This window comes from Hydrogenovibrio sp. (genome assembly GCF_965140365.1).
Taxonomy (GTDB): Bacteria; Pseudomonadota; Gammaproteobacteria; order Thiomicrospirales; family Thiomicrospiraceae; genus Hydrogenovibrio.
The window spans coordinates 1,094,243-1,120,829 of record NZ_OZ223196.1 but is presented as its reverse complement, the minus strand read 5'-3'; the positions used below and the strand labels follow the sequence as shown (position 1 = coordinate 1,120,829).

At 50.2% G+C, this 26,587-nt stretch carries 30 protein-coding genes; 16 read left to right on the top strand and 14 right to left on the bottom strand.

Features of this window, described 5'->3' with window-relative positions; translation table 11 throughout:
• Positions 1-13: 13 nt before the first annotated feature.
• Entirely contained in the window at positions 14-1,069 is a 1,056-nt protein-coding gene (locus tag AC0KH7_RS05330) for a DUF2066 domain-containing protein (RefSeq protein WP_472371390.1), read from the bottom strand.
• Between the two features lie 181 nt (positions 1,070-1,250).
• Between AC0KH7_RS05330 and purM the strand changes: the two genes are divergently transcribed.
• The 5 genes from purM (at position 1,251) to apbC (ending at position 5,603) form a co-directional block, all read left to right on the top strand.
• Complete coding sequence (purM, locus tag AC0KH7_RS05325; RefSeq protein ID WP_472371388.1) at positions 1,251-2,294, top strand: phosphoribosylformylglycinamidine cyclo-ligase; 1,044 nt, start codon at positions 1,251-1,253, stop codon at positions 2,292-2,294.
• A gap of 87 nt (positions 2,295-2,381) precedes the next feature.
• Complete coding sequence (gene purN, locus AC0KH7_RS05320; protein ID WP_472371386.1) at positions 2,382-3,020, top strand: phosphoribosylglycinamide formyltransferase; 639 nt, start codon at positions 2,382-2,384, stop codon at positions 3,018-3,020.
• Complete coding sequence (locus AC0KH7_RS05315) at positions 3,017-3,748, top strand: hypothetical protein (RefSeq protein WP_472371384.1); 732 nt, start codon at positions 3,017-3,019, stop codon at positions 3,746-3,748. Before purN ends, AC0KH7_RS05315 begins: the two co-directional genes overlap by 4 nt.
• A complete protein-coding gene (gene dcd, locus AC0KH7_RS05310; protein WP_472371382.1) occupies positions 3,745-4,368 on the top strand; it encodes a dCTP deaminase in 624 nt (207 codons plus the stop codon). Before AC0KH7_RS05315 ends, dcd begins: the two co-directional genes overlap by 4 nt.
• 110 nt (positions 4,369-4,478) lie before the next feature.
• The gene (gene apbC, locus AC0KH7_RS05305; RefSeq protein WP_472371380.1) at positions 4,479-5,603 is read left to right on the top strand and encodes an iron-sulfur cluster carrier protein ApbC; all 1,125 of its coding nucleotides are present in this window, start codon (positions 4,479-4,481) and stop codon (positions 5,601-5,603) included.
• A gap of 1 nt (position 5,604) precedes the next feature.
• Here the strand turns inward: apbC and AC0KH7_RS05300 are convergent, their stop codons facing one another.
• From AC0KH7_RS05300 to AC0KH7_RS05280, 5 genes are read right to left on the bottom strand one after another with little or no spacing between them, the layout of a single operon-like run.
• Complete coding sequence (locus AC0KH7_RS05300) at positions 5,605-7,194, bottom strand: ATP-binding protein (protein WP_472371378.1); 1,590 nt, start codon at positions 7,192-7,194, stop codon at positions 5,605-5,607.
• Entirely contained in the window at positions 7,191-8,438 is a 1,248-nt protein-coding gene (locus AC0KH7_RS05295) for an ATP-binding protein (RefSeq protein ID WP_472371376.1), read from the bottom strand. The genes AC0KH7_RS05300 and AC0KH7_RS05295 overlap by 4 nt, the downstream gene beginning before the upstream one ends.
• On the bottom strand, positions 8,407-10,104 hold the full coding sequence (locus AC0KH7_RS05290) for a SpoIIE family protein phosphatase (RefSeq protein WP_472371374.1): 1,698 nt from the start codon (positions 10,102-10,104) through the stop codon (positions 8,407-8,409). Before AC0KH7_RS05290 ends, AC0KH7_RS05295 begins: the two co-directional genes overlap by 32 nt.
• A gap of 21 nt (positions 10,105-10,125) precedes the next feature.
• On the bottom strand, positions 10,126-10,428 hold the full coding sequence (locus AC0KH7_RS05285; protein WP_472371372.1) for an STAS domain-containing protein: 303 nt from the start codon (positions 10,426-10,428) through the stop codon (positions 10,126-10,128).
• A 12-nt stretch (positions 10,429-10,440) separates the two neighbouring features.
• Positions 10,441-10,575 carry a hypothetical protein gene (locus AC0KH7_RS05280; RefSeq protein ID WP_472371370.1) on the bottom strand — a complete coding sequence of 45 codons (135 nt, stop codon included), beginning with the start codon at positions 10,573-10,575 and terminating at the stop codon, positions 10,441-10,443.
• A 231-nt stretch (positions 10,576-10,806) separates the two neighbouring features.
• On the opposite strand from AC0KH7_RS05280, the gene metG reads away from it, so the two are divergent.
• The 10 genes from metG to AC0KH7_RS05230 all read left to right on the top strand — a co-directional run bounded on the left by metG (position 10,807) and on the right by AC0KH7_RS05230 (position 21,039).
• Positions 10,807-12,879 (top strand): methionine--tRNA ligase, encoded by a 2,073-nt coding sequence (gene metG / locus AC0KH7_RS05275; protein ID WP_472371368.1) that lies wholly within the window; start codon positions 10,807-10,809, stop codon positions 12,877-12,879.
• A gap of 41 nt (positions 12,880-12,920) precedes the next feature.
• On the top strand, positions 12,921-13,499 hold the full coding sequence (rsxA, locus tag AC0KH7_RS05270; RefSeq protein ID WP_029937895.1) for an electron transport complex subunit RsxA: 579 nt from the start codon (positions 12,921-12,923) through the stop codon (positions 13,497-13,499).
• Positions 13,496-14,068 carry an electron transport complex subunit RsxB gene (rsxB, locus tag AC0KH7_RS05265; protein ID WP_472371366.1) on the top strand — a complete coding sequence of 191 codons (573 nt, stop codon included), beginning with the start codon at positions 13,496-13,498 and terminating at the stop codon, positions 14,066-14,068. Before rsxA ends, rsxB begins: the two co-directional genes overlap by 4 nt.
• Positions 14,069-14,073: 5 nt before the next feature.
• On the top strand, positions 14,074-16,377 hold the full coding sequence (gene rsxC, locus AC0KH7_RS05260) for an electron transport complex subunit RsxC (RefSeq protein ID WP_472371364.1): 2,304 nt from the start codon (positions 14,074-14,076) through the stop codon (positions 16,375-16,377).
• Positions 16,378-16,379: 2 nt separating this feature from the next.
• A complete protein-coding gene (locus AC0KH7_RS05255) occupies positions 16,380-17,408 on the top strand; it encodes an RnfABCDGE type electron transport complex subunit D (protein WP_472371362.1) in 1,029 nt (342 codons plus the stop codon).
• 29 nt (positions 17,409-17,437) lie between these two features.
• Positions 17,438-18,112, top strand: coding sequence for an electron transport complex subunit RsxG (gene rsxG / locus AC0KH7_RS05250; RefSeq protein WP_472371360.1), 675 nt, complete (start codon positions 17,438-17,440; stop codon positions 18,110-18,112).
• Entirely contained in the window at positions 18,105-18,842 is a 738-nt protein-coding gene (locus AC0KH7_RS05245) for an electron transport complex subunit E (protein ID WP_472371359.1), read from the top strand. Before rsxG ends, AC0KH7_RS05245 begins: the two co-directional genes overlap by 8 nt.
• Before the next feature lie 66 nt (positions 18,843-18,908).
• Positions 18,909-19,541 (top strand): endonuclease III, encoded by a 633-nt coding sequence (nth, locus tag AC0KH7_RS05240; RefSeq protein ID WP_472371357.1) that lies wholly within the window; start codon positions 18,909-18,911, stop codon positions 19,539-19,541.
• 265 nt (positions 19,542-19,806) lie between these two features.
• Positions 19,807-20,676: a delta-class carbonic anhydrase gene (locus AC0KH7_RS05235; RefSeq protein WP_472371355.1), complete on the top strand. Its 870-nt coding sequence runs from the start codon at positions 19,807-19,809 to the stop codon at positions 20,674-20,676.
• A gap of 126 nt (positions 20,677-20,802) precedes the next feature.
• Positions 20,803-21,039, top strand: a complete 237-nt coding sequence (locus AC0KH7_RS05230; RefSeq protein WP_472371353.1) for a DUF2789 domain-containing protein — start codon at positions 20,803-20,805, stop codon at positions 21,037-21,039.
• A gap of 64 nt (positions 21,040-21,103) precedes the next feature.
• Here AC0KH7_RS05230 and AC0KH7_RS05225 read toward each other — a convergent pair whose 3' ends face one another.
• The 4 genes from AC0KH7_RS05225 to AC0KH7_RS05210 form a co-directional block, all read right to left on the bottom strand.
• Entirely contained in the window at positions 21,104-21,553 is a 450-nt protein-coding gene (locus tag AC0KH7_RS05225; RefSeq protein WP_472371351.1) for a hypothetical protein, read from the bottom strand.
• A 117-nt stretch (positions 21,554-21,670) separates the two neighbouring features.
• Positions 21,671-22,213, bottom strand: coding sequence for a DUF924 family protein (locus tag AC0KH7_RS05220; RefSeq protein ID WP_472371349.1), 543 nt, complete (start codon positions 22,211-22,213; stop codon positions 21,671-21,673).
• Positions 22,214-22,234: 21 nt separating this feature from the next.
• Positions 22,235-22,486, bottom strand: coding sequence for a GlsB/YeaQ/YmgE family stress response membrane protein (locus AC0KH7_RS05215; protein ID WP_472371347.1), 252 nt, complete (start codon positions 22,484-22,486; stop codon positions 22,235-22,237).
• A 246-nt stretch (positions 22,487-22,732) separates the two neighbouring features.
• Positions 22,733-23,347 carry an FKBP-type peptidyl-prolyl cis-trans isomerase gene (locus tag AC0KH7_RS05210; protein WP_472371345.1) on the bottom strand — a complete coding sequence of 205 codons (615 nt, stop codon included), beginning with the start codon at positions 23,345-23,347 and terminating at the stop codon, positions 22,733-22,735.
• A 290-nt stretch (positions 23,348-23,637) separates the two neighbouring features.
• Between AC0KH7_RS05210 and AC0KH7_RS05205 the strand changes: the two genes are divergently transcribed.
• Entirely contained in the window at positions 23,638-24,096 is a 459-nt protein-coding gene (locus tag AC0KH7_RS05205) for a nucleoside deaminase (protein ID WP_472371343.1), read from the top strand.
• 151 nt (positions 24,097-24,247) lie between these two features.
• Here AC0KH7_RS05205 and AC0KH7_RS05200 read toward each other — a convergent pair whose 3' ends face one another.
• The 4 genes from AC0KH7_RS05200 to AC0KH7_RS05185 all read right to left on the bottom strand — a co-directional run bounded on the left by AC0KH7_RS05200 (position 24,248) and on the right by AC0KH7_RS05185 (position 26,574).
• Complete coding sequence (locus tag AC0KH7_RS05200; RefSeq protein ID WP_472371341.1) at positions 24,248-24,697, bottom strand: Dps family protein; 450 nt, start codon at positions 24,695-24,697, stop codon at positions 24,248-24,250.
• Between the two features lie 165 nt (positions 24,698-24,862).
• A complete protein-coding gene (locus tag AC0KH7_RS05195; protein WP_472371339.1) occupies positions 24,863-25,183 on the bottom strand; it encodes a NifB/NifX family molybdenum-iron cluster-binding protein in 321 nt (106 codons plus the stop codon).
• Positions 25,184-25,318: 135 nt separating this feature from the next.
• Complete coding sequence (locus AC0KH7_RS05190) at positions 25,319-25,912, bottom strand: class I SAM-dependent methyltransferase (protein ID WP_472371337.1); 594 nt, start codon at positions 25,910-25,912, stop codon at positions 25,319-25,321.
• Between the two features lie 110 nt (positions 25,913-26,022).
• Positions 26,023-26,574: a lipocalin family protein gene (locus AC0KH7_RS05185; RefSeq protein ID WP_472371335.1), complete on the bottom strand. Its 552-nt coding sequence runs from the start codon at positions 26,572-26,574 to the stop codon at positions 26,023-26,025.
• Between the last annotated feature and the right edge of the window lie 13 nt (positions 26,575-26,587).

Here is a 26,587-nt window from a genome sequence, read left to right as displayed (position 1 = left end):
CGGTCTCACGACCTCATTCCCATTCCGCATTCACTTGCCCAATCACAGCATCGTCACGCACCGAAACCAAACCAGGCATCGCGGCTAATCGATTCACCAAACGGATGTATTCACCTTGATACACCAGCTCAAACACCACTTGATGTTCTTCAACCGACGTCAATCGAACCTGGTGCACCGACGGTTTCATGACTTTCAGCCGTTTTTCCAGCTCCGTCAGTTGCTCAACGGATTGAACGTTATCAACGGTCAAGGTCAAAGACCCTAAAAACTCGGCTTGCTCACGATAAGAAGCCGAATACAAACGTAGCAGTTCAGAGAACGTCTCTTCAAAATACCCTTGCTCCGGCTCGTTTCGAATATCGTCCTGCAACAAGCTAATACCGTTTCGGTTGAACAGTTGCCATTTATAACGTTCTGAGCCATTAATGGAAGATATAACTTGAAAACTCAATAAATAACGCGCATCACTCGACTGCAAAATATCCGCCACTCGCTGGTTGGAACCGTCTGCATCCGGGTAAACCCAATCCGTTGATTGTACAGGCGTTTCAATCGGCAACCCCAGTTGGGAAGCGGTATTGCGGTAGTTCAGTTTTGGTAAATAACTTAACCTGGACTGGTTCAGCTTAACCAGAGTACCCGCGATCAATTGCGACCCCATGACCAAAGTCTTCGGTCGGTTTGACATTGGCCAGATAACCAACCCCTGCTGCTGGAAATAACGGTAAAAACGCTGTTGATCAAACTCGAATACCAACCAAGTACCGACCTTGACGCCTTCCTGCTCATAAGGTTCATAACGATAACTTTTGAGCCAGGCTTTTGGGGACTGGACAAACGTCTCGGCCTCCGGCTGCACCAAAAACTCCGGGTTGCCGGTCAAGCGAATCAACTCAATACGAATAGCCTTCAGCAGGCTATCATCCAGCGCCTGCTGAGCGTTTTTTTCGGTTGCATCGTCAAGCTGAAGCATCCGAACTTCAAACAGGTCGGATTGTTCCCCGGCATAACTGGAAGCGGCGAAGGTCATTAAAATAAAAAATACCGCCGAGACAAAACTTCTCATATTTACCTCATTATTTTTGGTTACAATATGTTATCCGATTTTGCGGTAAAACTCTGGTAAATTCATAACAAGATTTACAGGCCATTCATTGTGAATGCATGCTTACAGAGACGTAAGCCACCAACCAGATTTTGCCGAAATTTATACATACTTAATTAAGCAGCAGTTTTAAACCAAACTTATGACAACACAAAAGCCATCCATTAGCTATAAAGACGCCGGTGTCGACATTGATGCGGGCAACGCCCTTGTTGAAGCCATTAAACCGATTGCCAAAGCCACTTCCAGACCGGAAGTTTCCACTTCATTAGGTGGGTTTGGAGCTTTGTTCGAGCTACCGATGGACAAATACAAAAATCCTTTGTTAGTCTCCGGTACCGATGGTGTCGGCACCAAACTGCGTCTGGCCATTGAAAGCGGCAAGCATGACCAAGTTGGTATTGACCTGGTGGCCATGTGTGTCAACGACTTGATTGTTCAAGGCGCTGAGCCTTTGTTCTTCCTAGACTACTATGCCACTGGCAAACTCGACATTTACACCGCGCGTGACGTCGTCTCCGGCATTGGAGAAGGTTGCCAACAATCCGGTTGCGCCCTCATCGGCGGTGAAACGGCGGAAATGCCCGGAATGTACCCAGACGGCGATTACGACTTGGCCGGGTTTTGTGTCGGCATTGTTGAAAAGGCCGACCTCATCGATGGCACCAAAGTGAAAGCCGGCGACGTATTGCTTGGTCTCGCCTCTTCCGGTCCACACTCCAACGGCTACTCGTTAATTCGAAAAATCATCGACGTCAATGCCGCCGATTTATCCCAGGATTGTGGCGGACAACCGCTGATTGATGCTTTGATGGCACCGACACGCATCTACGTCAAGCCGATTCTGGAGCTGATGCAACATATCGATATCCACGCGATTTCCCATATCACGGGCGGTGGTTTACTGGAAAACTTACCGCGCGTCATGCCCAAAAACACCCAGGCCAAAATCGACACCCAAAGTTGGAAACGTCCGGTCGTGTTCGATTGGATTCAGGAAAAAGGCAATGTCGATTTCCATGAGATGCATCGCACCTTGAACTGCGGCATCGGCCTGGTTGTCGTGGTCAGCGCGGAAGACAAGCAAAAAGCCATCGACACCTTAACGGCTCAAGGCGAAGCGGTTTCCGTCATCGGTACCATTGAAGCCAGTGACTCGGAAACGCCGGTCGTCGAACTGGCGTAGATCGACCTCACTCGAAAATCGCACCGACCGGTTTTCGAGTGGTGATTCAACCTCTCCCCTTAACCGACACCTTTTATGACTTCAAAAATGCGCATAGCGGTTCTGATTTCCGGCACCGGTTCCAATCTACAAGCTTTGATTGACCATGCTCCGGATTCGGACTATGAAATTGCACTCGTTCTCTCCAATCGACCACAGGCCGCTGGTCTGAAAAAAGCGCAAACGGTCGGCATTCCAACGGTTGTCATTGATCATACTGAATACGACTCCCGGGAGAACTTTGATGAAGCGATGATTCAGGCCATTGACGCACATCATATTGACGGCATTATCCTAGCCGGGTTCATGCGCATTCTCACCCCAGCATTCACTTTGCATTATTTGGGGCGAATGCTCAATATCCATCCGTCGTTGTTGCCGAAATACCCAGGCCTGAACACCCACCAGCGCGCGCTGGACGCCAACGATGCTGAACACGGCCTCAGCATCCACTTTGTGACACCGGAACTGGATGGCGGCCCGGTCATTTTGCAGGCCAAAGTGCCGGTGGAGGCGGACGACACCGCCGAAACCCTGCAAAAAAAAGTACAAATTCAAGAGCACATCGCGTATCCTTTAGTCACCAACTGGTTGGCACAGGGACACATCCAGTTAAAAAACAACCAGGCCTGCTACCAAAACACTCTATTACAGGCACCGTTGCAACTGAACGAGCTTAGCCGATGACTCAATTACCCACACTTGCACTTCGTACGTTACTCGCCGTTGGATGCCTCCTTCCCTTGTCCTTGCAAGCCGCACAAATTCCAAGCTTCAAAGCGACCTTCGACATTTGGGTACTCGGCTTTAAAATCGGACAAGCTCACCAGGAAATGAACTGCCAAAACAGTGACTGCCAACTGTCCAGCGAAGCCATTCCTCCCGGCTGGGCCAAAGCCTTTATTAACGAATCCGCCGTGGAAAAAATCCACCTCACACAGAACGAACAAGGCTTCAAATGGCTGCAATATAAAAAATTCCTGACTCGTGAATACGATGACCATACCGAACATAAAACCTATACTTTGGTTCGTCGCGAAGACCTCAATAAAGTCGAATACGTCGAAGACAAGAAGTTCTGGCCCAACCAGAAACAGATTTACGACGTCATCTCCATGGCATACGGCATCCAGTACCAGGTGATGAACCAGCGCCCGATTAACGACATTTACCTGCAAGACGACAAAATTCAGCAGAAAATCAAATTCAGTACCATCAATGAATCCGATGAAATCGACCTTCCTTTTGAAGAGGCGGTACAAACAAAACGTTTTGCCTTCCATAATGGTAAAATTGAGGCGGAACTTTGGCTCTTGCCCAAACTTAATTACTTCCCGGCCCGCATCGTGATCCTCAACAAAGACGAGGACCGAAAAATCGAGCTGGAATTGAACCATAAGCCGACATTCAAATGAAACTTAGCGACAGAGATATCATTCAACACCTGAAAATTGGCAAAATCGGAATCGACCCGGTGCCCGATCAAAACAAGATCAAAGGCATCAGCGTCGATTTACGCCTGGCCAACAAATTCCGTGTTTTCAACGACCATACCGCTCCCTTTATCGACTTGAGCGGCGAATCGGGCGAAATGCAACGACTCATGGATAAAATCATGGGCGACGAAGTGGTGATTGAAGATGGCCAAGCATTTTTTCTGCACCCGGGCGAACTCGCATTGGCCTCAACGTTTGAATCCGTCTCCATTCCAGACGACCTGGTTGGATGGTTGGATGGCCGCTCCAGTTTAGCTCGGTTAGGCTTAATGGTACACGTCACCGCACACCGTATCGACCCAGGCTGGCAAGGCCAAATCGTGTTAGAGATTTTCAACAGCGGAAAATTGCCGCTGGCATTGCGTCCCGGCATGGATATTTGCGCCATCAATTTCGAGACGCTCTCCAGCGCAGCCATCAAACCCTACAACAAACGTGCGGATGCCAAATACCGCAACCAGCAAGGGCCAACCGCCAGCCGTATCACGCAAGACCAAGTGGCTCAACAAGACGAGCGCCAATTGGATTTACTTTCCTGACCTTGAATCCCAAGGTTTTGTCACCACTCAATAAGGTTCAAACCAAAACGCATTTGCTCGAAACCGGCCAGGCCTGGCCGATTTCGCTAAGATGACGGAAGGAACACAGCATGAACATTCTCAATAAATTATTCGGCCACAACATTTCCGACGAACAGCGTGACGCGATTGAAAAAACCATCGACGCTGTAACCCTTGACGGGATTGAATCCGGAGCGTTAAACGCCAAAAGCCTCCAAGCCGTTCAACTGAAAAAAACACAGCTAACACTCGAACTGGCCCTGCCATTTCCGGCCAAAAGCCTTTGGCCGGCCATCGAACAACAACTTCAGCATACTTTATTGCAATTAGAAGGCATTGAAACGGTCGACATCACCTTTTCGACCGACATCAAGGCCCATGCGGTTCAAGGCGGCACGGAACCACTTAAAAACGTCAAAAACATCATTGCCGTCGCCTCCGGAAAAGGCGGTGTTGGTAAATCCACCACCAGTGTCAATCTGGCCCTGGCTCTGCAACAGGAAGGTGCGCAAGTCGGTCTGTTGGATGCCGACATTTACGGGCCAAGCATTCCAACCATGCTGGGAGTTCATCAAAAGCCGGAAACCAAAGACGGAAAGAGCATGGAACCTTTATCGGCTTACGGCTTGCAACTCATGTCTATTGGGTTTCTCATCAACCCCGACGACCCGATGATTTGGCGCGGACCGATTGTGACCTCCACACTGACGCAACTGTTGAACGAAACCAACTGGCAGAACGTGGATTATCTGATCATCGACTTACCACCGGGCACGGGCGATGTGCAACTGACGCTTTCCCAGCAAATTCCGGTCACCGGTTCGGTCATTGTCACCACCCCGCAGGAAGTCGCGCTGATTGATGCCCGTAAAGGCTTGAGAATGTTCGAAAAGGTTAATATTCCGGTGCTGGGCGTCGTAGAAAACATGAGTACACATGTGTGCAGCCAATGCGGTCATGAAGAAGCCATATTCGGTGAAAATGGCGGCCAAACGCTGGCAGAACAATTCAAGGTACCGTTTTTAGGCGCCCTGCCATTGGATAGCCAAATTCGCGCGCAATCCGATCAAGGCACGCCGACTGTCACCGCCATGCCAACCAGCACCGCGGCACAAAAGTACCGTCGCATTGCGCATCAGGTGAGTGCTCAAATCGCCACCAAACGTCGCGATTACGCTTCGGCCTTCCCGAATATTGTGGTGGAAAACAGCTGATTCACCCCATAGCGCCCGGCGTACCGTGTTTGGAAAACACCAAAATGAAACTGGTGCCGTTTTCAGGTGACGACGCCACCTCAATTTTACCGTGATTGGCATCCATAAAGTTCGCCACCGAATGCAGGCCATGCCCCGTGCCTTTCGATTTGGTGGTGAACCCAAAATGAAACACTCTATCGATATTTTCGTCTGTAATGCCGTCACCGGAATCATGTACGATCAACCGTAGCTCGGAAGCATCTTGAAACGTCTGAAGCGTAATCAAACGATCCGGTTTGGTAGACACCTCAATCGCTTCCACCGCATTCTTTATCAGGTTCTGCAACACTTGAAACAGTTGATTGCGAGACACCTTCAAGAAAATCGAGGTATTGGTGTCCAACACTTGGATGCGAATTCCTTTATCCTCCAACAGAGCTTGATTTGATTTGACCAATTCCTGAATCAGGTTATACAGGTTCACCGACTCAGTGTACTGGCCGGAAGAAAGTCCTTGTTGCTGGCGATTGACCGATGCGATCATTTGGTCCAAGTCGTGCCCCAGTACGGAACTCGCATGCCGAAAATAATGATCTTTTAAAAAAGCGATATTTTCCTTCAAAGCGTTTAGAAAGCCCGAGACATCCTCTGACAGCCCATCCGAACATTGCACCATCCAGTCGGAAAAATCGCTTTGCATTTCCGCTAATTGTCGAACACCTTTGTCCAGTTCCCCCCGGGTGGCATTCATACTGTTCAAGGTATTGCCCAAATCGTGAATCAATTCACTTTTAGCGCGCAACGCCCCTTCTTGATAAGTTCCAAATTGCAATTTTCGATCATATTGTTTGCGCTCAGTAATGTCTTTTGCCACATAGAAAAAGACCGCCTCCCCCTCTCTTTCGCCTCTTTTCACTTGCGAGAAGGCCCACTTTTGCTGACCGGAAGCATCAAAGTAACGCATTTCCCCAACAAAATTTTCACAAAACAAGTCGTCGCTTTCATCGTTCGACCACAATACGATTTCATGAATGGAGCGCCCGAGCACCTTAGCAAATTCCCAACCCGTTTCTTGTGAAAAATGCTGATTGATCGACACAATCTTGCCGTTCACATCGAATTCCACCAGACTGAACAGGCTATTGAAGAGCCGATTTTGCTCTTGGTATCGCCGCAACATCTCGTGCCCGTCGCGCTTGGCTTCAGCCAGTAATGATTGCTGCCGCGCCAACATCAGCACTTGATCAATCATTTGATTCAAAAAAGAGACCGGAACGGATTTCGGCATCCAAACCACCTGATTATCCGTCGCGTCTTGATAAAAGCGAAACCGTTCCTCATCCAAACTGGGAAAATCAATCACAAAATACGTCTGGCGACTTAACTCATGCAACCGTTTCAATAATGAAAAGTGATTATCATCCGCCAGCAAAGTGCCGTCCAGAAAGGCCAACACCGGCGGTGACTCTTCAAACTGGCCTTTCACCAGCTTTGCAATGACGTCCGCCAACGTTTGGCAAAAAGCGAGATGGCTGTGGAACCGGTTTTCAAAATACGCTTGATAATCTGGATCGGAACTCAGCACAAGCACTTGGTGCGGCCCGTTCATTCGGTCACCCCATGAAACGGGAAACATAACCGAATACTGACCCCTAACCCTTGCCCGGCACTCTCAAAGGCTAAATCCCCCGCAACTTCATCAATGAAAAACTGCACCAAACTCAAGCCGACCCCGGCATGCCCCGCTTTGGTCGAAAACCCAGGTGCAAACACTTTTTTCATATCGCTTGGCAGAACCCCGATGCCATTATCCTCCAGCGTCACTTCCGCTACCCCATCCTGTTCGGACAATATCAGACGAATCTCCCCTTGATAACCGGACTGAACCAGGGCCTGCGAAAAAACCGCTTCCAGCGCATTGCGCACCATCATGGTTAAAACCAAAACCAACTGATTGTACGGCAAATGAAACGTCAGATCTCTTGACACCTGATAGTCGATATGAAACTGAATATTATCAGGCAACTGATTCAGCTCCGGCACTAAACTTAAAGCATGATTGACCACATCGCCGAGGGAGAAAACCGACACCTTATCGGAAGCCAGCGCCAAACGCTGTAACGAGCGCACCATTTGCGAAAGCTGCTGCGCCTCCACAAAAATGGTGTGTGTCACCTCTTCATAGGCCTGTTTCTGCTGAGGCGCCACATCAAATTGCGTATTCAGATAGGACACCAGCCCGGATTGCGAATTCACTTTATCCGCCAACACCGCCAATAACCCGTTGGTGGCTTCGAACATCGACGCTTCAAACAAATTCAGTTTGACCTTTTCTTCAAGCGTGTTTTTAAGGTTTTCCAAGGATCGGTCTTTTCGCCAGGATCGCACGAAATTACGCGCAATTTGCTCCACCTCTTCCGGTTGGAACGGTTTTCGAACAAACAATACATTGTCTTCAATTTCATGAGCGATGAGTTTTAAGTCCACATCCGAATACGCCGTGACAATGACGATATAGATGCGCTCATCCAATGCTCTCAGCCGTTTGGCCGTTTCCAAGCCGTTCAAACCAGGCGGCATTCGCATATCAATAAACGCCACCTTCACCGGGTCACCGTCCTCCAATGCCGACGCCACCACCGCAATCGCTTCCTCACCTTGCGTGGCGGTGGTAACCGAGCACGCCGGTGCTTTGTTCTCGTCAGCCGCCGCAGAAGGTTGTTCGATAAAACGCTTCAAGGACACTCCAACGGTCGTGTCCGGCGTAAAGACATTCAGATAAGCTTGGATTTGCCGACGGTCATCGTCGACCACCAGAATTTTATCCCCCGCCATCGATTCGCTCCCAATCATAAACGGCTTCGACTCGCGCACCGCCTTCTTCAAAACGAAAATCCGAACATAAAAAACGAACAATGGTAATGCCCCGGCCAGAAAAAACCTCGCTGGAAGCTTGTGCGGCCACCTTATCCGACCGGCCTGCGCCATCATGAGCCACCACGATACGCAAACGCCCCGCGGTTTCCGACAGAGGTTCATGACAAACATCAATCATCAAACGGCCATCGGTCAGGCTATCCAATGCTTTTTGCTTTTCTTCGGCAAAGATGAAAAAACCGTTCGGTTGCTGTTTAAGACCGGAATTCAACTGCAGAATACCATGCTCCAATGCATTGTTGTACAGCTCGGACAGGATAATAAAAATATCTTCCTTATAAGGCGTGATGGGTTGCATGCCGATAATGGCATCTACGATGGCTTCAATGGGATGGGGGTTACATTTAAGGTTATCAGCGGAAAACTCGTACTTCAACGTCCAGGCGGACGGAGGTGGAATACGTTCCAATACGGCCGAAGCAATCATTTGATTCGGTTGCATCAAAATATCCGCCATGCTCAGCTTAATAATACTGACATCGTCATTGAACACACAACCATGACAGAAATCCTGTGCCGAACTCACCAGCTGATCAATATCCCGATGACTGGCTTTAAGTGAGTTCACTAATCGAGATACTCCGAACACCTGGCCGGAGTCATTCATCGCCTCAACAATGCCATCGGTATAGCAAATAAAGTGTTCCGTTCCCTCAAGTTCAACCTTAGTAAACTCCACATCCAACTCATAACTGTCCAATACCCCCAACGGTACCGAAGTGGATTCAAACAACGCCTCTTTTCCACTTGCGCCATCCAGCATCACCACCGGCTGCATCCCGGCATTAAACAAGCTGACCGAATGCCGTTTTGGAAACACTTTTACCGCAACACAGCTGAAAAAGATATGCGCCGGCAAGATCGTTTTTAATTTATCGTTAATAACCAGAATAATTTCTTTCAGCGTGCGGCCTTTCTTCACCATGGAATAAAAGACCTCGGCGACCGGAATCGCACCAATCGCTGCAGGCAGGCCATGCCCGGTAAAATCACCGAGCAGCGTAATCACATTTCCGGCCGGCGTAATGGTCGATAGAAAAACATCCCCGTTAAAAATTGAAGCCGGTGACACATGTGCTTCCAGGCCTGGCACTTCTTGGCGTGGGCCATGTACGAATTTTTCAAAAATACGTTCAGCCGATTTATGCTCCAAAGCCAACCCCATATGCAATGAAAAGACCAGTTCTTTGGATTGTTTTAGATCATCGTAGAAATTGACGTTGCGCAATAAGGAAGCGATTTTCGCTAACAGTAATTCTTCCGGATAAGGCTTTTGCAAAAAATCGTCTGCGCCGACGGATAAAATGCGCTGAATGCTGTCGGGTTTGAACACATTCGTCACCACGAAAACCGGCGCAAAGGTTTCCTTAGCCAACAGCTTGATACGCTGAACCAGATCTGCGCCGGACAAAACCGGTAATTTAATTTCCGTGATGACCAGATTCGGTCGATGATGCTCGTAAGATTCCAACGCTTCGAGGCCGTTTCCAGCCTCAAAAACTTGATACCCTTGTTTTTCAAGGGTCAGCCGAAGATAAAGTCGATTGGATTTAGATGGGTCTACAATCAGAATGGAAGCCATATAATCGCGGCTCCGCAAACATTAGGACGAAATGGTAAAAAGCTGATCGAATTTAGCCACTTTCAGGATTTTCATGACTTCTTCATTCACATTGACGAACTCGATTTTCGAAGACTGTCCGCCCAGTTTTTCACGCAACAGCAACAGCATTCCCAGTGCAGAACTGTCCATATAGCTGGCCTTTGAAAGGTCGATAACGAACTTGGATGCGCTGTTCAAGTTGTCGTTCAATGTTTTATTGAACGCATCGTAACAACCGATATCAAAATTGCCTTCGACCATAATGGTGACAACGCCGGCTGAAACTTCACTCGTTAAACTCATTGACCTACCCCCTCAGGAATTCTTCATGCTACCCACAGGTAGCCAAAATACGGTTTCAAACATTTCCAACACCGTCAACACAAAACAGGCCGATGCGCCGTGCAATACCTGCATATTTTGAACGGTTAATGTACTGGATTGTATCATTGATTATCCGTATTAGTTGACGCTTATTCCATAAAATTTATGAATGCCTACAAATTAATTCTAATAAACATTTACGCCCTGTTACGACTTTTTTTGAAAAAAATGTTACCCTGCCGCTTTTCATGAAAAATAATCAGCGGAAATTGCCGTTTTTCGCGCCGATACCCCACCCAAAAACGACAAAAACGCTTATAATTGACCGATTAATTTTTGAGAACCCAGAGTGAGAAAATGAGTCATCGAAGAAAAATATTAATCACCAGTGCTTTGCCTTACGCCAACGGCCCGATTCACTTAGGCCACCTTGTCGAATACATCCAAACCGACATCTGGGCACGCTTTCAAAAAATGCGTGGCAACGAGTGTTATTATGTTTGCGCCGATGACGCCCACGGCACCCCAATTATGTTGCGCGCGCAAGCCGAAGGCATTACGCCGGAAGAACTGATTGCCCGTGTTTCGGAAGAACACCAGGCCGACTTCGCCGGGTTCAATATCCAGTTCGACCACTACCACAGCACCAACTCGCCGGAAAATAAGCATTTCGCCAGCTACATTTATAACCAGCTGAACGACAAAGGTCATATTTCGCGTAAAACCATCAAGCAGTTCTACGACCCCGAAAAAGAAATGTTCCTGCCGGACCGCTTCATCAAAGGCACTTGCCCGAAATGTAAAGCCGAAGACCAGTATGGCGACAACTGCGAAGCGTGCGGCGCCACTTACTCCCCAACGGAACTCATCGACCCGAAATCCGTCGTCTCCGGCGCCACCCCGGTGGAAAAAGAAACCGAACACCTCTTTTTCGAACTGTCTCACTTCGAAAACATGCTGAAAGATTGGACACATCACGGTCACCTGCAAACCCAAATCGCCAATAAATTGGACGAATGGTTTGAGTCCGGCCTGCGTGCCTGGGACATTTCCCGTGATGCGCCCTATTTCGGCTTTGAAATTCCCGGCGAAAAAGACAAATTTTTCTATGTCTGGCTGGATGCGCCGGTGGGTTACATGGCCAGTTTCAAAGCGCTGTGCGATGCCAAAGGCATGGATTTTGACGCTTTCTGGAAAGCCGACTCCGAGGCCGAGCTGTACCACTTCATCGGCAAAGACATCATTTACTTCCACGCCCTTTTCTGGCCAGCGATGTTGTCCGGTGCCGGTTTCCGAACGCCGAACGCCATTTATTCGCACGGTTTCCTCACGGTGGACGGACAAAAGATGTCCAAATCCCGCGGCACCTTCATTATGGCCAATACCTACTTGAAGCACTTGAACCCGGAGTACCTACGTTATTACTTCGCCGCCAAACTGAACAGCCGTATCGACGACATCGACCTGAGCCTGGAAGACTTCGCCCAACGTGTCAATTCCGACCTGGTGGGTAAAGTGGTGAACATTGCCAGCCGTTGCGCCGGTTTCGTGGTCAAAAAGTTCGATGGGAAACTCAGCCAGGCCTGGTCGGATTCCGCTAATGCGCTCTACACGTCTTTTATCAATCAATCCGATGCCATTGCCGAGTTGTACGAAAAACGCGAATACGCCCAAGCCATGCGCGAGATCATGGCATTGGCCGACAAAGCCAATGAATACATCGACGAAACCGCGCCTTGGGTTTTAGCCAAGCAGGAAGGTAAAGAAGCCGAGCTGCACGAATCCGTCAGCCTTGGCATCAACCTGTTCCGCGTACTGATGACGTATCTGGCGCCAGTCATTCCGGCTACCGCCGAACAAGCGGCCAGCTTCCTGAAATTGGACGACTACCAATGGGATGCCATCCAGACACCGTTGATGGGGCATGAAATCACCAAGTTCAAAGCCTTGATGACCCGTGTGGACATGGACGCCATCGAGAAAATGATCGACGCCTCCAAAGAAGACTTGAAAGCACAACCGACTCAAGCGAAAGCCACGTCGAACAAAGCGAGCAACCAAGCCGAGACACCAAACGGCCCCGATTCTCTGGACCCGTTGGCGGATGAAATCACATTTGACGACTTTGCTAAAATTGATTTACGCATCGCTAAAATTGTCAATGCCGAACAGGTACCGGAAGCCGATAAGCTCATCAAATTGACGCTGGATATCGGCCTAGGTGAACGTCAAGTGTTCGCCGGCATCAAGTTCGCTTACCAGCCGGAAAACCTGATCGGCAAAATGACGGTGATGGTCGCCAACTTGAAACCGCGCAAAATGCGTTTTGGCTTGTCGGAAGGCATGGTACTCGCGGCCGGCCCAGGCGGCAAAGACTTGTTCTTGCTCAACCCAGACGACGGCGCCACACCGGGTATGCGCGTCAAATAAACACACGGTCGAAATCGATCGAAAAACGGTCAGCTTAGCTTATGACAGAATACATTCTCATTCTTATCAGCACGGTCCTGGTCAACAATTTCGTCCTCGTTAAATTCTTAGGACTCTGCCCGTTCATGGGCGTGTCCAAGAAAACCGATGCCGCCTTAGGAATGGGATTGGCGACCACCTTCGTCATGACCCTGTCATCCGTTTTAAGTTACCTCATCAACACCTATCTATTGGTGCCCTTCGGTTTGGAATTTCTGCAAACCATCGGCTTCATTCTCGCCATCGCCGCAGTGGTCGGTTTCACCGAAATGGCGATTCATAAAACCAGTCCGGTACTCTATCAGGTGCTGGGGATTTACATCCCGCTCATCACCACCAACTGCGCCGTACTGGGTGTGGCCCTATTAAACGTCGGCGAACGCCATAATTTTCTGGAGTCCGCCTTCTACGGGTTTGGCGCGGCCGTCGGGTTTACCTTGGTGATGGTGCTGTTTTCGTCGATTCGTGAACGCATCGCTTTCGCCGACGTGCCCAAACCCTTTCAAGGTGCGCCGATTGCCTTGATTACCGCCGGTTTAATGTCAATGGCCTTTATGGGATTCGGTGGTTTGGTCAAATGATAAGCGCGTTATTGATTTTTTTGGGCTTGGCCCTTCTGTTCGGCTTGCTGCTGGGGTATGCCGCCATTCGCTTCAAGGTGGAAGGCAACCCGGTCGCCGAACAAATCGATCGAGTGCTGCCGCAAACCCAGTGCGGGCAATGCGGTTTTCCCGGCTGTAAACCTTACGCCGAAGCCTTAGCCAACGGCGAATCCGAAGTGAATCTGTGCGTGCCCGGTGGGCATGAGGTGATGATTCAAATTGCCGAAATCACCCATCGCGACCCGAAAGAAATGGAAGCCGAACCGGACGAAATCGACACCAAAATCATTGCCAAAATCGATGAGGACCTCTGCATCGGCTGCGTTCACTGCATCAAAGCCTGTCCGGTGGATGCCATTGTCGGCGCCACCAAAATGATGCACACCGTCATAGAAAGCGAATGTACCGGCTGCGAAAAATGTGTGCCGGTCTGCCCGGTCGATTGCATCGACATGATTCCGGAAGAGCCGACGCCGCAAACTTGGGCTTGGCCGGAACCAGCACGTTCCGAAGAACCCTTGATTCAAACGCTGGGCCAGAAGGCATAAATCGTATGACGGCCAGAACTTCAACTTTCACCACCTTCAAAAATGCCACCCTGCGACTATTGGCTAAGATTTACCCTGTGGCCAAGCGTGGCCTATATCGTTTTCACGGCGGCGTTTTTCCGCGTTACAACAAATCCATGTCGTTACGCCATCCGCTCAAGCCGGTCTTTGTTCCCAAAAACTTGGTATTGCCATTGCAGCAACACGTCGGTGTCGTCACGGAAGCGAAGGTTCAGGTCGGTGATCGCGTGCTCAAAAATCAATTACTGGCCGACACCGAAAAAGGGTTAGCCGCACCGATTCACGCGCCGACCTCCGGCACGATCACCGCCATTGAAGACCGCGTGCTTCCGCATGCTTCCGGTCTCAAAGGCCAATGCCTGGTCATCGAGACCGACGGTCAGGACGAGACCATCGACAATGCATTGCAAGTGGACGGCTCCCATCCGAAAACGCCCGACGAACTCAAAGCACTGGTCCATCGTGCGGGCATTGTCGGCATGGGCGGCGCTGGCTTCCCGACATTCGCCAAAATTCCATCGCAACGCGGCCAGATTCAATACCTGCTCATCAACGGGGCCGAATGCGAACCTTTCATCACTTGTGACGATGTTCTGATGCAAACCCAGCCGAAAAACATCATACAAGGTGCTTTGATTGTCGCGGAAGCACTGGGCGTCGAACGGATTATCTGCGGCATCGAAGACAACAAAGCGCAAGCGATTCAAGCCATGCAAAAAGCGGCCAAAGGCACAGATGTCCAAATCGAAACCGTCGCCACCGTTTACCCGATGGGCAGTCAGGTACAGCTGACCCAAGAACTCACCGGTGTGGAATTACCCGCCAACACCCATGCGGTGGACGCCGGCATTCTGATGATGAACGTCGCCACCTTCGCCGCCATTCACGAAGCCGTGACTCAAGGCAACCCGCTGATCAGTCGCTTAGTGACCGTTTCCGGCGAAGGCCTGCAAGCCCCTTTCAATATCGAAGCCCTGCTCGGGTCTTCATTTGAAGAACTGGCACAGCTCGCAAAGCCCAAACACCCGCTTGATTATCCCTTGATTCAAGGCGGGCCGATGATGGGCATTGCCATGAAATCCAATCACGTGCCGGTCATCAAAACCACCAACTGCATTCTCGCCAACCCGCCACAACCGATGGAAGAGGCCCTGCCCTGTATCCGTTGCGGCGAATGCATGGATGCCTGTCCGGTCAATCTGTTGCCGCAGCAAATGTACTGGCACAGCCGAAGCCATGAGTTCGATAAAGTCGAAAAACTCAAAGTATTCGATTGCATCGAATGCGGTTGCTGCAGCTTCGTCTGCCCCAGCCAAATTCCGCTGGTGCAGTATTACCGATTCGCAAAATCCGAAATCAAAAAAATTAAACAGGAAGAACAAGCGGCGGAATTGGCCAAGCAACGCCACGAGTTCAAGCTGGCGCGTTTAGAGCGCGAAAAGCAGGAACGCGACGCCCGCTTGAAAGCCAAAAAAGAAGCCGTGAAGCAAAAAGCCGCCGCGGAGCAGGCCGAGGCCAACGCGTCCAGCGCATCCGCAGCGAAAAAACCGGCTTCCGCCGCGGCGGCGGCACAAGCGGCGGCGCGAGCTCACCAAAAATCGGCTGAAAAAGACAGCGGGGCCGCGCCGAAACTGTCCGCACGTGAAAAAGCCATTGCCGCCGCGAAAAAACGCACGGAAGCCGCTGAAAAACAACCCGAATCTCAAACGACTGAACCTAAGAAGAAACCGGACTCCAAACCCGATCCGAAAGCCGCAGCGATGGCCGCAGCCAAAAAACGAGCCCAGGCCAAAGCAGCAGCCCAAAAATCGACAAACAACACACCTGACAGCACGCCAGAACCGGAAGCAACGCAAACAGAAACCCAACCGTCCACCGTCGACAAGCGCAAAGCGGCGATGGAAGCGGCGCAAAAGCGCGCCCAGGCCAAAAAATCTCACGAACCGAAAACGGAAACGGCTGACGCCCTCAAGGACACGCCGAAATCCACCGACAGTCAAGCGTCCGTTCAGGACAAACACCAAGCGGCGATGGCGGCCGCAAAAAAACGCGCTCAAGCCAAACAGCAGGCTCAAACGCTCGCACCTCAAGAAACGGAACAGCCAGAAAGCCCGGTCACCGAAACGCCGAAAAACGACACCTCGGATGCGCCGGACGCCAAACGAAAAGCGGCCATGGCTGCGGCCAAAGCCAAGGCGGCGGCACGTGCGGCGAAAAAACCTCAAGCCGATGAAGCAAATAACACAAGCGACTCGGCCACTCACCATACCGATAAGGACGGACACTGAAGATGACTCCGACAACGTCACCATTCGCCCATAACGCCAGCAGCGTACGCAAGCTGATGATGCAGGTGCAAATCGCCGCCATTCCGGCCCTGTTGGCGCACATCTACTTTTTCGGTTACGGTATCACCATACAATGGGGCTTGGCGGTACTGACACTCATCATCACCGAATACGCCCTGCTGAAATTACGCGGCCGCCCGGTAATGCCATACTTGACCGATTTAAGCGGCATCATCACCGTCACAGGGCTGGTCTTCTGCATCCCGCCGGAATCGCCTTGGTGGATCATTGTCTCCGGCGTGATTTTTGCACTGGTCTTCGGCAAGCATCTTTACGGCGGGCTGGGATACAATCCGTTTAATCCCGCCATGCTCGGTTATGCTTTCGTGTTGATTTCCTTCCCGGCGGAACTCACACAATGGACCTTGCCGTCGGACGTTTCCGGCCACCATATCGGCTTTATGGAATCCTTCCAAATGATTTTCACCGGCCACACGCCCAACGACTTAGGATTGGACCAAATCACCGGCGCCACGCCGTTGGACCAGGTTAAAACCGCGCTGACGCAAGGCACGCCGGTTTTCGCCTCGCTCGACAGCGCCAATTTCAATGACAATCAGATTCCCTATGGCTGGGCGTCCATCAATATCGCTTTCTTGATTGGCGGCTTGTGGATGCTGTATTCACGTGCCATTCGCTGGCAGTATCCGGTTGGTTTTTTAGGCGCCTTAGCCGGCATCGCCTTTGTGTTCCACAGCCTGGACCCAAGCCAATACGCACCGGTGAGCTTTCACCTACTGTCCGGCGGCGTGATGCTCGCGGCCTTTTTCATCATCACCGATCCGGTCACTTCCAGCACCACGCCGATGGGCCGCTTTATCTACGCCATCGGCATCGGCTTGCTGGTGTACATTATCCGTAATTGGGGCGCTTACCCGGATGGCATCGCTTTCGCGATTTTGATTATGAACATGTTTGTACCGCTCATCGATCAATACACGCAACCGCGTGTGGTCGGCTACAAGAAATAACGCAACCATAACGGAATAGGAAAACGCAGGTGTCGGACACTGAAAACCAAACCGAAAACACGGAAACCCAACAATCCACCAGGCCTGGCCAAATGCTTTGGAAGCAAATGCTGCGTTCCGCGCTGATGCTGAGTCTGTTCACCTTGATTGGCGTCAGCCTATTACTGGTGGCGAAACTCCTGACCGACGAACCGATTCAGGAAGCGGAGCGCGCCAATCTGCTGGCGACCGTCAATCAATTACTGCCGACCGATGAATACGACAATGATCCCTTGCAGGATACCCTCCAAGTGCGTTCGCCGAAATATCTTGGCACGGACGCACCGGTCACCGTTTACCGCGCTCGCCAGAACGGCGAACCGGTGGCGGTGATTCTCACTACCATTGCGCCGGACGGTTACAGCGGCGACATTAAAATCATGCTCGCCGTTTATCGTGACGGCCGCATCGCTGGGGTTCGCGTCTTGAAACACAAAGAAACGCCAGGCCTGGGCGATAAGATTGAATTGCGTAAATCCAGCTGGATATTATCCTTCGACGGTCTTAAACTGAGAGAAGATAATGTGCCGATGTGGGCGGTGCGCAAAGACGGTGGTCATTTTGACCAATTCACCGGCGCCACCATCACGCCGCGCGCCGTGATTAAGGCGGTTCGCAAAGCGCTGGCATTTGTGCAGCAAAAAGGAGATGCTTTGTATGAATGATACGGTAGTTTCATCCCAAAACACCCTGTCCGACAAGCTGGCCGATTACAAACACATCGCCCAAAACGGCCTTTGGAATAACAATCAAGCTTTGGTCGCTCTACTCGGCCTTTGCCCTTTGCTGGCCGTCACCAACAACACCGTCAACGGTATCGGGCTAGGCTTGGCAACCATGGCGGTTTTGGTCGTATCCAACGTACTGGTCTCCTTGATTCGCGACCATGTGTCCGACGAAATCCGCATTCCGGTGTTCATCGCCATCATCGCCTCGGCCGTGACCGTTATCGACTTGCTGATGGAAGCCTATCTGAATACCTTACACGGCATTCTGGGCATCTTCATTCCACTGATTGTGACCAACTGCGCCATCCTCGGCCGCGCCGAAGCCTACGCCTCGAAAAACCCCATCGATAAATCGTTGGTGGACGCCTTCTTTATGGGCCTGGGCTTTGCATTGGTGTTGGTGGTGTTGGGCGCGTTGCGTGAAATCATCGGCAACGGCACCCTGTTCGACCAAATGGATTTGATGTTCGGTGAATCCGCCCAAGCCATGACGTTGCATTTCTCCGACAGCTATCACCCGATTTTGCTGGCGATTTTGCCGCCCGGCGCCTTTATCGGATTGGGATTACTGGTAGCGCTGAAAAATGCGATTGAACAACGTCGCGCTCAGAAAGCTCAAAATGCGCTGGGCGTGCAGGTCGCCGTCAATCCGCTTAAAACGGACTAAAACCAACTCAAACCGATTACAAAAAACAACAAACCGAACCTTTTTTAACGTAACGTTGAAACATCCATGAACAAACAAAAGCGCCTTGAAATTTTCCAACGTCTGGCCGAAGCCATTCCCGAACCGGAAACCGAACTCAATTATTCCAACCCTTTTGAACTGCTGATTGCGGTCATTTTATCGGCGCAAGCCACCGATAAAGGCGTCAATATCGCCACCGCCAAACTCTTCCCGGTCGCCAACACGCCGGAAGCGATTTATGCCCTCGGCGAAGACGGTTTAAAGGAATACATCAAAACCATCGGCTTGTTCAATACCAAAGGCGCCAACATCATCAAAACCTGCAAAATGTTGATGGACCTGCACAATTCCCAGGTGCCGGATAATCGCAAAGACTTGGAAGCGCTGCCCGGCGTGGGCCGCAAAACCGCTAATGTCGTGCTCAACACCGCGTTTGGCCAGCCGACCATGGCGGTGGACACCCATATTTTCCGTGTGTCCAACCGCACCAATATTGCCCCCGGAAAAACCGTGCTGGAAGTGGAAAAGAAGCTGCTCAAAAACGTACCGAAAGAATACATCATCCCGGCACACCACTTGTTGATCCTGCACGGCCGTTACACCTGCACCGCGCGGAAACCGCGTTGCGGCGCTTGCTGCATTTACGACTTGTGTGAGTTTAAAGACAAAACCGCTTAACCCGAACATTTCACAAATTTGCACCAACCTGGCTGGCTGCTGAATGCCACAAGCCATATTTTCTCAGTCGGCCGACATCCTGGCGACCGATCAATCATTCATCATAAATTTATAGGCTTTAATAAATACTTTTTGTTCAGAATGAGCCTTTATTTTCTCTCATCGTTGAAAATGCAGGACTATAATCAGCTTTGAATAAGGTCGTGCACTTTGGCGCACGACCTGTTTATCAGATTGCTTTCCATTAATAAAAAGGAATAAACAATTGAATACTCTCAATAAAACGCTGATTACGATTGCGCTGGGTTCTCTGTTTCTGCAAGCCTGCGCCACCGCCGCTCATACAGAACATCATGGCCCGGTTTCCGATCAAGTGATTGCCGAGCAACGCGCAACCTTGGCTAAACAGACGGACGGCAAAGGTTATGGCCCTCAAGCGCCCAGAAATATTGATGCCAAAAGTGGCCTAAATAGCCGACTGTTCAGCCCGGCCCCTCCGTCAAACCAAATGAACTTGTGTAATATCCACTTCCACAAAAATGCCGAACACAAAGGTGGAGAGTTTACAAAATACGCCGGCAATGGTGACGGTCACGGCTATCTCAGCGGGTATCGTTACAACGGCACTCTAACACCTTCTGAAGCTCAGCCGGTCCATCAAAAAATCTGTCCGAGTTCGCACGGCGACTTAAAAGTCGGCGATACCATTGAAGTGCATTACGTCTATTCCACAGCACAAGTCCAACCAGGGCCTACACTAGGCTCTTGCCTCAGCGAGGCCATCCAGAACCCTCAGCTTCGAGTAGAATCCCAAGTGTTTGTATTAGTCAATGACAAAAACGCTCTGGATTTCAACAAAGCCACGGAATATGGAATCAAAAACGGCTTACACCAAGCGCTTGGCATCCCGAAAAACACCGGTACTCCTGTGCAATATGCAGGCTCCACGACCGGACCAACTTATAATGAAAAGGGCTCGCCTTTCCAGGTCACTTGGAGCGTGCGTCCCAAAGTGGCTAAAGTCAATATCGAAACCGTTGGCGAATGGTGTAAAGGCAATGTCTTCAAGGAAGATCACGCCCATGGCGTTCGAAACCTGATAACCAACCCTAAACTGCTTTCGAATATGAAATAAATCGCATAACGAAAGTTGTTCAGTTTCTCTAAACCACCAGGCCTGGTGGTTTTTTGTTTTTGATTACCAATTTTTAAACGACCGGCGTAAAATGGAATTTAAGTTGATTAAAACGAGGAGCACAGCATGGAAACCTCAGCGCACGACCTGAATGCCCTATTCGCACAATTAGGTTTGGAAAATTCGGATGACGCGATTGAAGCGTTTTTGAAAAAACAACCTCGCCTGTCTCAAGTGACGCTGTTGCACGAAGCGAGTCTCTGGACACCGGCACAAGCGGCCTTCTTGAAAGAAGCGGTGGAAGACGATGCCGATTGGGTGGATGCAGTGAACCACCTCGACACCTTATTGCGGAAAGAGTGACGAACCGTTTAACAAAACGGTTTTGAACGATTCATTAAACGATTCATTAAACGATTCGAAAGTTTTATAGAATCGGAAACCAAGGTGAGGTTTCAACCTGTTCGTACAAACGGCGAAAATCTTTTTTCAGTTCGCTTTCCAGCCCTTTTTGGCGCGCTTCCTGACAGCCACCCAGTTTGTAGATTTCAGCATACAACGACTTTTTCATCGCCGATTCGGTATCACGCGGGTCATCCGTCAGAAAACGCTTGATGAAGTTATTGACGGTCAGATTATATTTCTCAATAAACAGGCGATTGACCTTGGCTTCGTTTTGCGACGCGCTCACACCCCGGCAACGCTGGTTGAAAAAATCGTACTTCAACGCGGTTTCCACCAAGGCAATGTGCAACGCTTCCCCTTTCAGTTCCGGTTCGGTCTCAGCCGATGCGGTACTCAAAGCAAAAGCGCCCAACACCCACACCATCAATACCCAGACGGGAATGAACGTCACGTTTTTCAGACCACTTTCCAAACCGTAATACCTTCCATATTTCGTTTTACTCGATAACCAAACTTTACCATAGAAGCGATCTTGGTTGCGAGTATCTGGATGAGCGAAAATCACCAGGCCTGGCGATTTTGGACTTTATTAGCCGGTAAAAGCATCCCGCGATTGGAGATAGGCTTTTTCGGCATCGGAACTAATACGCCCCAGAATCGCGTTACGGTGCGGAAAACGACCGAATTGCCGAATCAGTTCCCGATGATGACGGGCAAATTTAAGGTTATCGGTTAAACCGGCCGCCTCGAACAAGCGAACCGATTCGTCTTGATCCGCCAAATGCTCACTGTGCATCAACGGCATATACAAAAACGCCCGTTTGTCGGGCGGCAGTTGTTGATCCAAACCGTTGGCGACAGCGTGTTTCGTCACCATGACAGCTTGTTGCTCGGTTGCGAAACTTTTCGGTTCGCCCCGGAACATATTCAACGGAAACTGATCCAGCACAATGCATAACGCCAGACAGCCTTCCGGCGAGTCTTGCCAACGGGTCAGCTCTCCACCCGCCGCACTTTCCCACAAGGCTTCAAAACGGTCTCGGATGGTTTGGTCAATCGCCGGTGTGGACTGAAACCAATGCTCGGCCATATTCGGCGAATACCAAAAATCAATGATGTCTGTCGGTGTCATGAGAAGACTCCCGCAATCGAGTTAAACTTTTTTCAAAACACCGATCACAAACAACAGCACAATGGCGCCAATGGTCGCGGTAATGATGGAACCAATCAAGCCGCCTGCCGAAATCCCGATCAAGCCAAACAAGAAACCACCGACAAAGGCCCCGATGATGCCGATGACCATATTCCCCAGCAACCCGAAGCCGCCGCCCTTCATGACCAAACCCGCCAACCAGCCGGCGACGGCGCCAATCAACAAAAACACAATCAATGCACTCAGTTCCATATCCACCTCATTTTTATTTTTGTTTCAAATCTAATAAATCGAATAAATCGAGAATAAACCTAGAATAAATCCAGCGGTTTCATTTAAGCAAAAATTCGCAGGGATGTCTCGTTTTTCTTCTAGCCCATCAAACCACAAAAACCACCAGGCCTGGCCATAAGCCACATTATTCAACGTCAACACTCAGACATAAAAAAACCCGCTACTGCGGGTTTTGATAATCGAAATGATCGCTAAAATTCAGTCTTAGCTGACGATATTCAGCAACTCCACTTCAAACACCAACGTTTCATAAGGCCCGATGGCACCACCGGAACCTTGCGCGCCGTAAGCCAGTTCATACGGCACCGTCAAACGCCATTTCGAACCGACCGGCATCATTTGCAACGCTTCCGTCCAACCGGCAATCACGCGGTTGACCGGAAATTCAGCCGGTTGACCACGTTCCACAGAGCTGTCGAACACACTGCCGTCAATCAAAGTACCGTGATAATGCGTCGAAACCACGGATTCCGCACTTGGCTTCTCGCCATTCCCTTCCACCAGAATTTCATACTGCAAACCGGACTCGGTCACGGTCACGCCGTCTTTTTTAGCATTTTCGGCCAAGAAAGCTTCGCCTTCTGCGGCGGCGACTTTGGCACGCTCGGCTTGTTTGGCTTGCATCAGGTCATTGATTTCCTGAAAGGCCTCTCGAAATTGCGCATCCGCAATCGGGCTGGCTTTACCTTGCAAAGCATCCATTAATCCCTGCGCCATGGCTTCCGCGTTCAACCCTTCAAACGGGTCGGCCGCCAACTGATCGCCAAACTGACGACCCAGGCCGTAACTGACAATATCCAGTGTGGTGGTATAAGACATAATTCAATACTCAAGTTATTAGAGAGCTTTGCATGAGATGGATTCACGGATAAAAATGGCTAAAATCTCCCTGAATGTCGTTGAAAAACTGGCTAATAGCTCGCTATTCGCTGCGTTTCCCGCCTAATTCAGAAAAATTTTATCTCATTTTTCTATCGCGCCCCACTCATGCAAAGCTCTCTTTAAAATAAAGCTGGGAATCATAGCATAAATCGCTCAAAAGCTGGGAATCAGTTACACTGAACGCCGGTTAAAACGCCACTCAGGCATTGAATAAAAAAGGAAGCGCCATGGATTCTTTGGATTATCAAGCGTTACTCGCGCCCGCTTTAGCGGAAGCCCAAGCCGGTTTTGAAGAAGGCGGCGTGCCGGTCGGCGCCGCGTTATTCGACCAGAACGGTCAACTGCTCGGCAAAGGCCGAAACCGCCGTGTGCAGGACGACGACCCAAGCGTTCACGGCGAAACCGCTGCCTTCCGCAACGCCGGGCGCCAGCGTTGTTACCGCGACACCATTTTGGTCACCACCTTAGCCCCCTGCTGGTATTGTTCCGGCTTGATTCGTCAATTCGGCATCGGCACCGTTGTCATCGGTGAAAACGATAACTTCGAAGGCCATCTGGATTGGTTGAAAGAAGCCGGCGTGAACGTCATACTGCTTGATGACGAACGCTGTAAACAACTCATGGCACGTTTCATCGAACAATCGCCGGACATCTGGAACGAAGACATCGGCCAATGCGACCACTGAGCGGGTTATAACGGTTTCCACCAGGCCTGGCGGTTTTGGTCTGACTGAAACCCAAAAAGCCACGCATAAATAAAATCATCATGCGTGGCTTTTTCGATTGAAACAACCGGAGCACAAAGCGCCCCGTCGTTTTCACCGGATGGCTTTGCGCTTATTTATAAACCGCTTCGCCTTTCGTCGCTTTCAACATCCAGTCGTCTTTTTCCAACACTTCCATCTGCTCGTCGGCAATGGCCGTGGTGACACGGTCATCTTCCGCTTCGGCGGCTTCGGCCAAGGCTTTAAACGCTTTAATCCAATGCGCCAGCATGGACTCCACATAAGCCAAGACCGCTTTTTCATCAAAACGCGTTTCCATCAACGCCGGAAGCGTGCTGGCATCCTTTAACTCATCCAAGTTCAACAATGGCAAAGCGCCTTTCTGCAACAAACGCTCGGCCGCGTCGTCATACAATTCCGACATACGCTCATAGTAGCCTTCCGTCATCTCGTGCATGGCTTTAAATCGCGTTCCCTGAACCAACCAGTGGATTTGGTGCAATTGTAGATAATAAGCGTGCGCATCCGCTTGGATGGTTTTTAGCTGGTTAATAACAGACATATCCTTTTCTCCGTTACATTACGTTATATTGATTAATCTTCGATTTAATCTTGACAGAAAATCACCGAAACAACAAGCAATTCAAGCCATCGCTCATGTAAAGAATTTTAATCGTAGCAATAGTTTAATTAAATAATGCCCTCAAGCCCGACAGGCCCATGACATCTACCCTTTGGCCAGCGTTTCCATAAACGCTTCCGGCGTGTCCGCGTCGGTGATAATCACTTCAATGCCATCACCGGCTAAACGCCGAACCAACCCTTCACCGCACCCTTGAGTGACCAGTTTATCAATGCCCTGCAACGGGTGTTCTGGCAACGTCGACAAAGGCCCGGCTAACTGGCTGAAGACTTGGTCTTTCGCCAACTTCACTCGCTCAGAGGCGACGACTTCCCCGCCGTTCACCTCCATCACCACAAAACCCGGACATTTACCGGCATGCCCGGCCAAGGTTTTTCCATTCGGACTCGAAAAAGCGATTTTCATATTTTTATCTCCTACCTTGAAAACACCTCCAAAACCAACGAAAGTGTTCCCATCATCATTTGATGACCGGCCGTTCCTGCTTTACCGCCTGAAACGGCCGAACCGTTTCCGAGTCCCTTCGGGTTTCCCAGCCTCCTAGCCGGCGTTTTTCACTCCGATACACTGCACCACGTGCCCCAGTCCGGTGTGATTGGTGCCTTCCACAACATGGCGCTCCAGCTCCGATAAATGCCGAAAGGTCATTTGCGGCAATTCCTGTTCCAAAACGCTTTGCGATACCATCATTTCCGCCACTGGCGGTCCGCCGGTTTTATAAGACAATTGCAACGGAGTATAGCCTTCCACCAAAAACACGCCATTCGGCTTCAAAGCGGTTTGCACGCGGTGATACACATCCGCCCGTAATGCCGACGGCAAATGGCAGAAAATCGACACGATGCCGTCCCAGACTTCCTCTCCCAAATCAAAATGCGCCAAGTCGGCACAAACGGTTTCAATTTCCACTTGGTTTTCTTCGGCCAGCCGTTCGGCTTTTTGCAAGCCAACGTCGGATAAATCCACCGCCGTCACGTCATAGCCTAACTTGGCCAGAAAAACCGCATTGCGTCCTTCGCCTTCCGCCAGGCACAACACTTTGCCTTTCGGCAAATGGTGGACCTGTTCCCGTAAAAAATCATTCGGCTCGGTGCCGTAAACGTAGTGTTCCGTATCGTAAGTGTCGTTCCACATAATAACTTAATCATTCATTTGATATTGAAAATCATTTAATATTGGGAAGGATAACATTTTTGATAACATTTTTCTTCAAAGCACAAAATACTCAAATCACACATCGACCGCTAAGAAGCGGTTTTTAAGGTGGCCGGCAAGCCGCAGTCGATTAAACGAATCCACTGCTTTTCTGGAATGCCGATTTGCTTGGCCGAGTCATAAAAAGCACGACACTGATCAGGGTCCGGCTTTGGCGAGCGCGCCAGAATCCATGCATAATCCAACGTCGGCCCCACCACCAACACCATGCTGTAATCGTCCGTCAATTTAGCAATGTTATAACCGCCGTAAAACGGCCCGAAAAACGATACCTTTAAGCGACCGACATTTTCCGCGCCCACGAAATAGGCTTTTCCCACCGCCTCTTTCGGCTCGCCAGTCTCGGCATTCATCCCTCGGTTAACCACTTTAACGCCACCATCTTCCCGCATGGAATAAGTGGCGCTCACATCCACCAGCCCCCGCTCAAAACTGTGATCCAACCGGGCGACCTCATACCATTTTCCTAAATAGCGCGATAAATCAAACCCCTGCACCGGTGTCACCTTATCCGGCACACTTGTGCAAGCGGCTTGCATCAACAACAAAACCAACAATGCGGTCCATTTTAAAAATGACATAATGCCTCCTTCC

What these genes read in the sequence shown, in the direction of transcription:
- AC0KH7_RS05330 (WP_472371390.1), bottom strand. Translation starts at nt 1,069, where the DNA reads ATGAGAAGTTTTGTCTCGGCGGTATTTTTTATTTTAATGACCTTCGCC.
- purM (WP_472371388.1), top strand. Translation starts at nt 1,251, where the DNA reads ATGACAACACAAAAGCCATCCATTAGCTATAAAGACGCCGGTGTCGAC.
- purN (WP_472371386.1), top strand. Translation starts at nt 2,382, where the DNA reads ATGCGCATAGCGGTTCTGATTTCCGGCACCGGTTCCAATCTACAAGCT.
- AC0KH7_RS05315 (WP_472371384.1), top strand. Translation starts at nt 3,017, where the DNA reads ATGACTCAATTACCCACACTTGCACTTCGTACGTTACTCGCCGTTGGA.
- dcd (WP_472371382.1), top strand. Translation starts at nt 3,745, where the DNA reads ATGAAACTTAGCGACAGAGATATCATTCAACACCTGAAAATTGGCAAA.
- apbC (WP_472371380.1), top strand. Translation starts at nt 4,479, where the DNA reads ATGAACATTCTCAATAAATTATTCGGCCACAACATTTCCGACGAACAG.
- AC0KH7_RS05300 (WP_472371378.1), bottom strand. Translation starts at nt 7,194, where the DNA reads ATGAACGGGCCGCACCAAGTGCTTGTGCTGAGTTCCGATCCAGATTAT.
- AC0KH7_RS05295 (WP_472371376.1), bottom strand. Translation starts at nt 8,438, where the DNA reads ATGATTGGGAGCGAATCGATGGCGGGGGATAAAATTCTGGTGGTCGAC.
- AC0KH7_RS05290 (WP_472371374.1), bottom strand. Translation starts at nt 10,104, where the DNA reads ATGGCTTCCATTCTGATTGTAGACCCATCTAAATCCAATCGACTTTAT.
- AC0KH7_RS05285 (WP_472371372.1), bottom strand. Translation starts at nt 10,428, where the DNA reads ATGAGTTTAACGAGTGAAGTTTCAGCCGGCGTTGTCACCATTATGGTC.
- AC0KH7_RS05280 (WP_472371370.1), bottom strand. Translation starts at nt 10,575, where the DNA reads ATGATACAATCCAGTACATTAACCGTTCAAAATATGCAGGTATTGCAC.
- metG (WP_472371368.1), top strand. Translation starts at nt 10,807, where the DNA reads ATGAGTCATCGAAGAAAAATATTAATCACCAGTGCTTTGCCTTACGCC.
- rsxA (WP_029937895.1), top strand. Translation starts at nt 12,921, where the DNA reads ATGACAGAATACATTCTCATTCTTATCAGCACGGTCCTGGTCAACAAT.
- rsxB (WP_472371366.1), top strand. Translation starts at nt 13,496, where the DNA reads ATGATAAGCGCGTTATTGATTTTTTTGGGCTTGGCCCTTCTGTTCGGC.
- rsxC (WP_472371364.1), top strand. Translation starts at nt 14,074, where the DNA reads ATGACGGCCAGAACTTCAACTTTCACCACCTTCAAAAATGCCACCCTG.
- AC0KH7_RS05255 (WP_472371362.1), top strand. Translation starts at nt 16,380, where the DNA reads ATGACTCCGACAACGTCACCATTCGCCCATAACGCCAGCAGCGTACGC.
- AC0KH7_RS05245 (WP_472371359.1), top strand. Translation starts at nt 18,105, where the DNA reads ATGAATGATACGGTAGTTTCATCCCAAAACACCCTGTCCGACAAGCTG.
- nth (WP_472371357.1), top strand. Translation starts at nt 18,909, where the DNA reads ATGAACAAACAAAAGCGCCTTGAAATTTTCCAACGTCTGGCCGAAGCC.
- AC0KH7_RS05230 (WP_472371353.1), top strand. Translation starts at nt 20,803, where the DNA reads ATGGAAACCTCAGCGCACGACCTGAATGCCCTATTCGCACAATTAGGT.
- AC0KH7_RS05220 (WP_472371349.1), bottom strand. Translation starts at nt 22,213, where the DNA reads ATGACACCGACAGACATCATTGATTTTTGGTATTCGCCGAATATGGCC.
- AC0KH7_RS05215 (WP_472371347.1), bottom strand. Translation starts at nt 22,486, where the DNA reads ATGGAACTGAGTGCATTGATTGTGTTTTTGTTGATTGGCGCCGTCGCC.
- AC0KH7_RS05210 (WP_472371345.1), bottom strand. Translation starts at nt 23,347, where the DNA reads ATGTCTTATACCACCACACTGGATATTGTCAGTTACGGCCTGGGTCGT.
- AC0KH7_RS05205 (WP_472371343.1), top strand. Translation starts at nt 23,638, where the DNA reads ATGGATTCTTTGGATTATCAAGCGTTACTCGCGCCCGCTTTAGCGGAA.
- AC0KH7_RS05200 (WP_472371341.1), bottom strand. Translation starts at nt 24,697, where the DNA reads ATGTCTGTTATTAACCAGCTAAAAACCATCCAAGCGGATGCGCACGCT.
- AC0KH7_RS05195 (WP_472371339.1), bottom strand. Translation starts at nt 25,183, where the DNA reads ATGAAAATCGCTTTTTCGAGTCCGAATGGAAAAACCTTGGCCGGGCAT.
- AC0KH7_RS05190 (WP_472371337.1), bottom strand. Translation starts at nt 25,912, where the DNA reads ATGTGGAACGACACTTACGATACGGAACACTACGTTTACGGCACCGAG.
- AC0KH7_RS05185 (WP_472371335.1), bottom strand. Translation starts at nt 26,574, where the DNA reads ATGTCATTTTTAAAATGGACCGCATTGTTGGTTTTGTTGTTGATGCAA.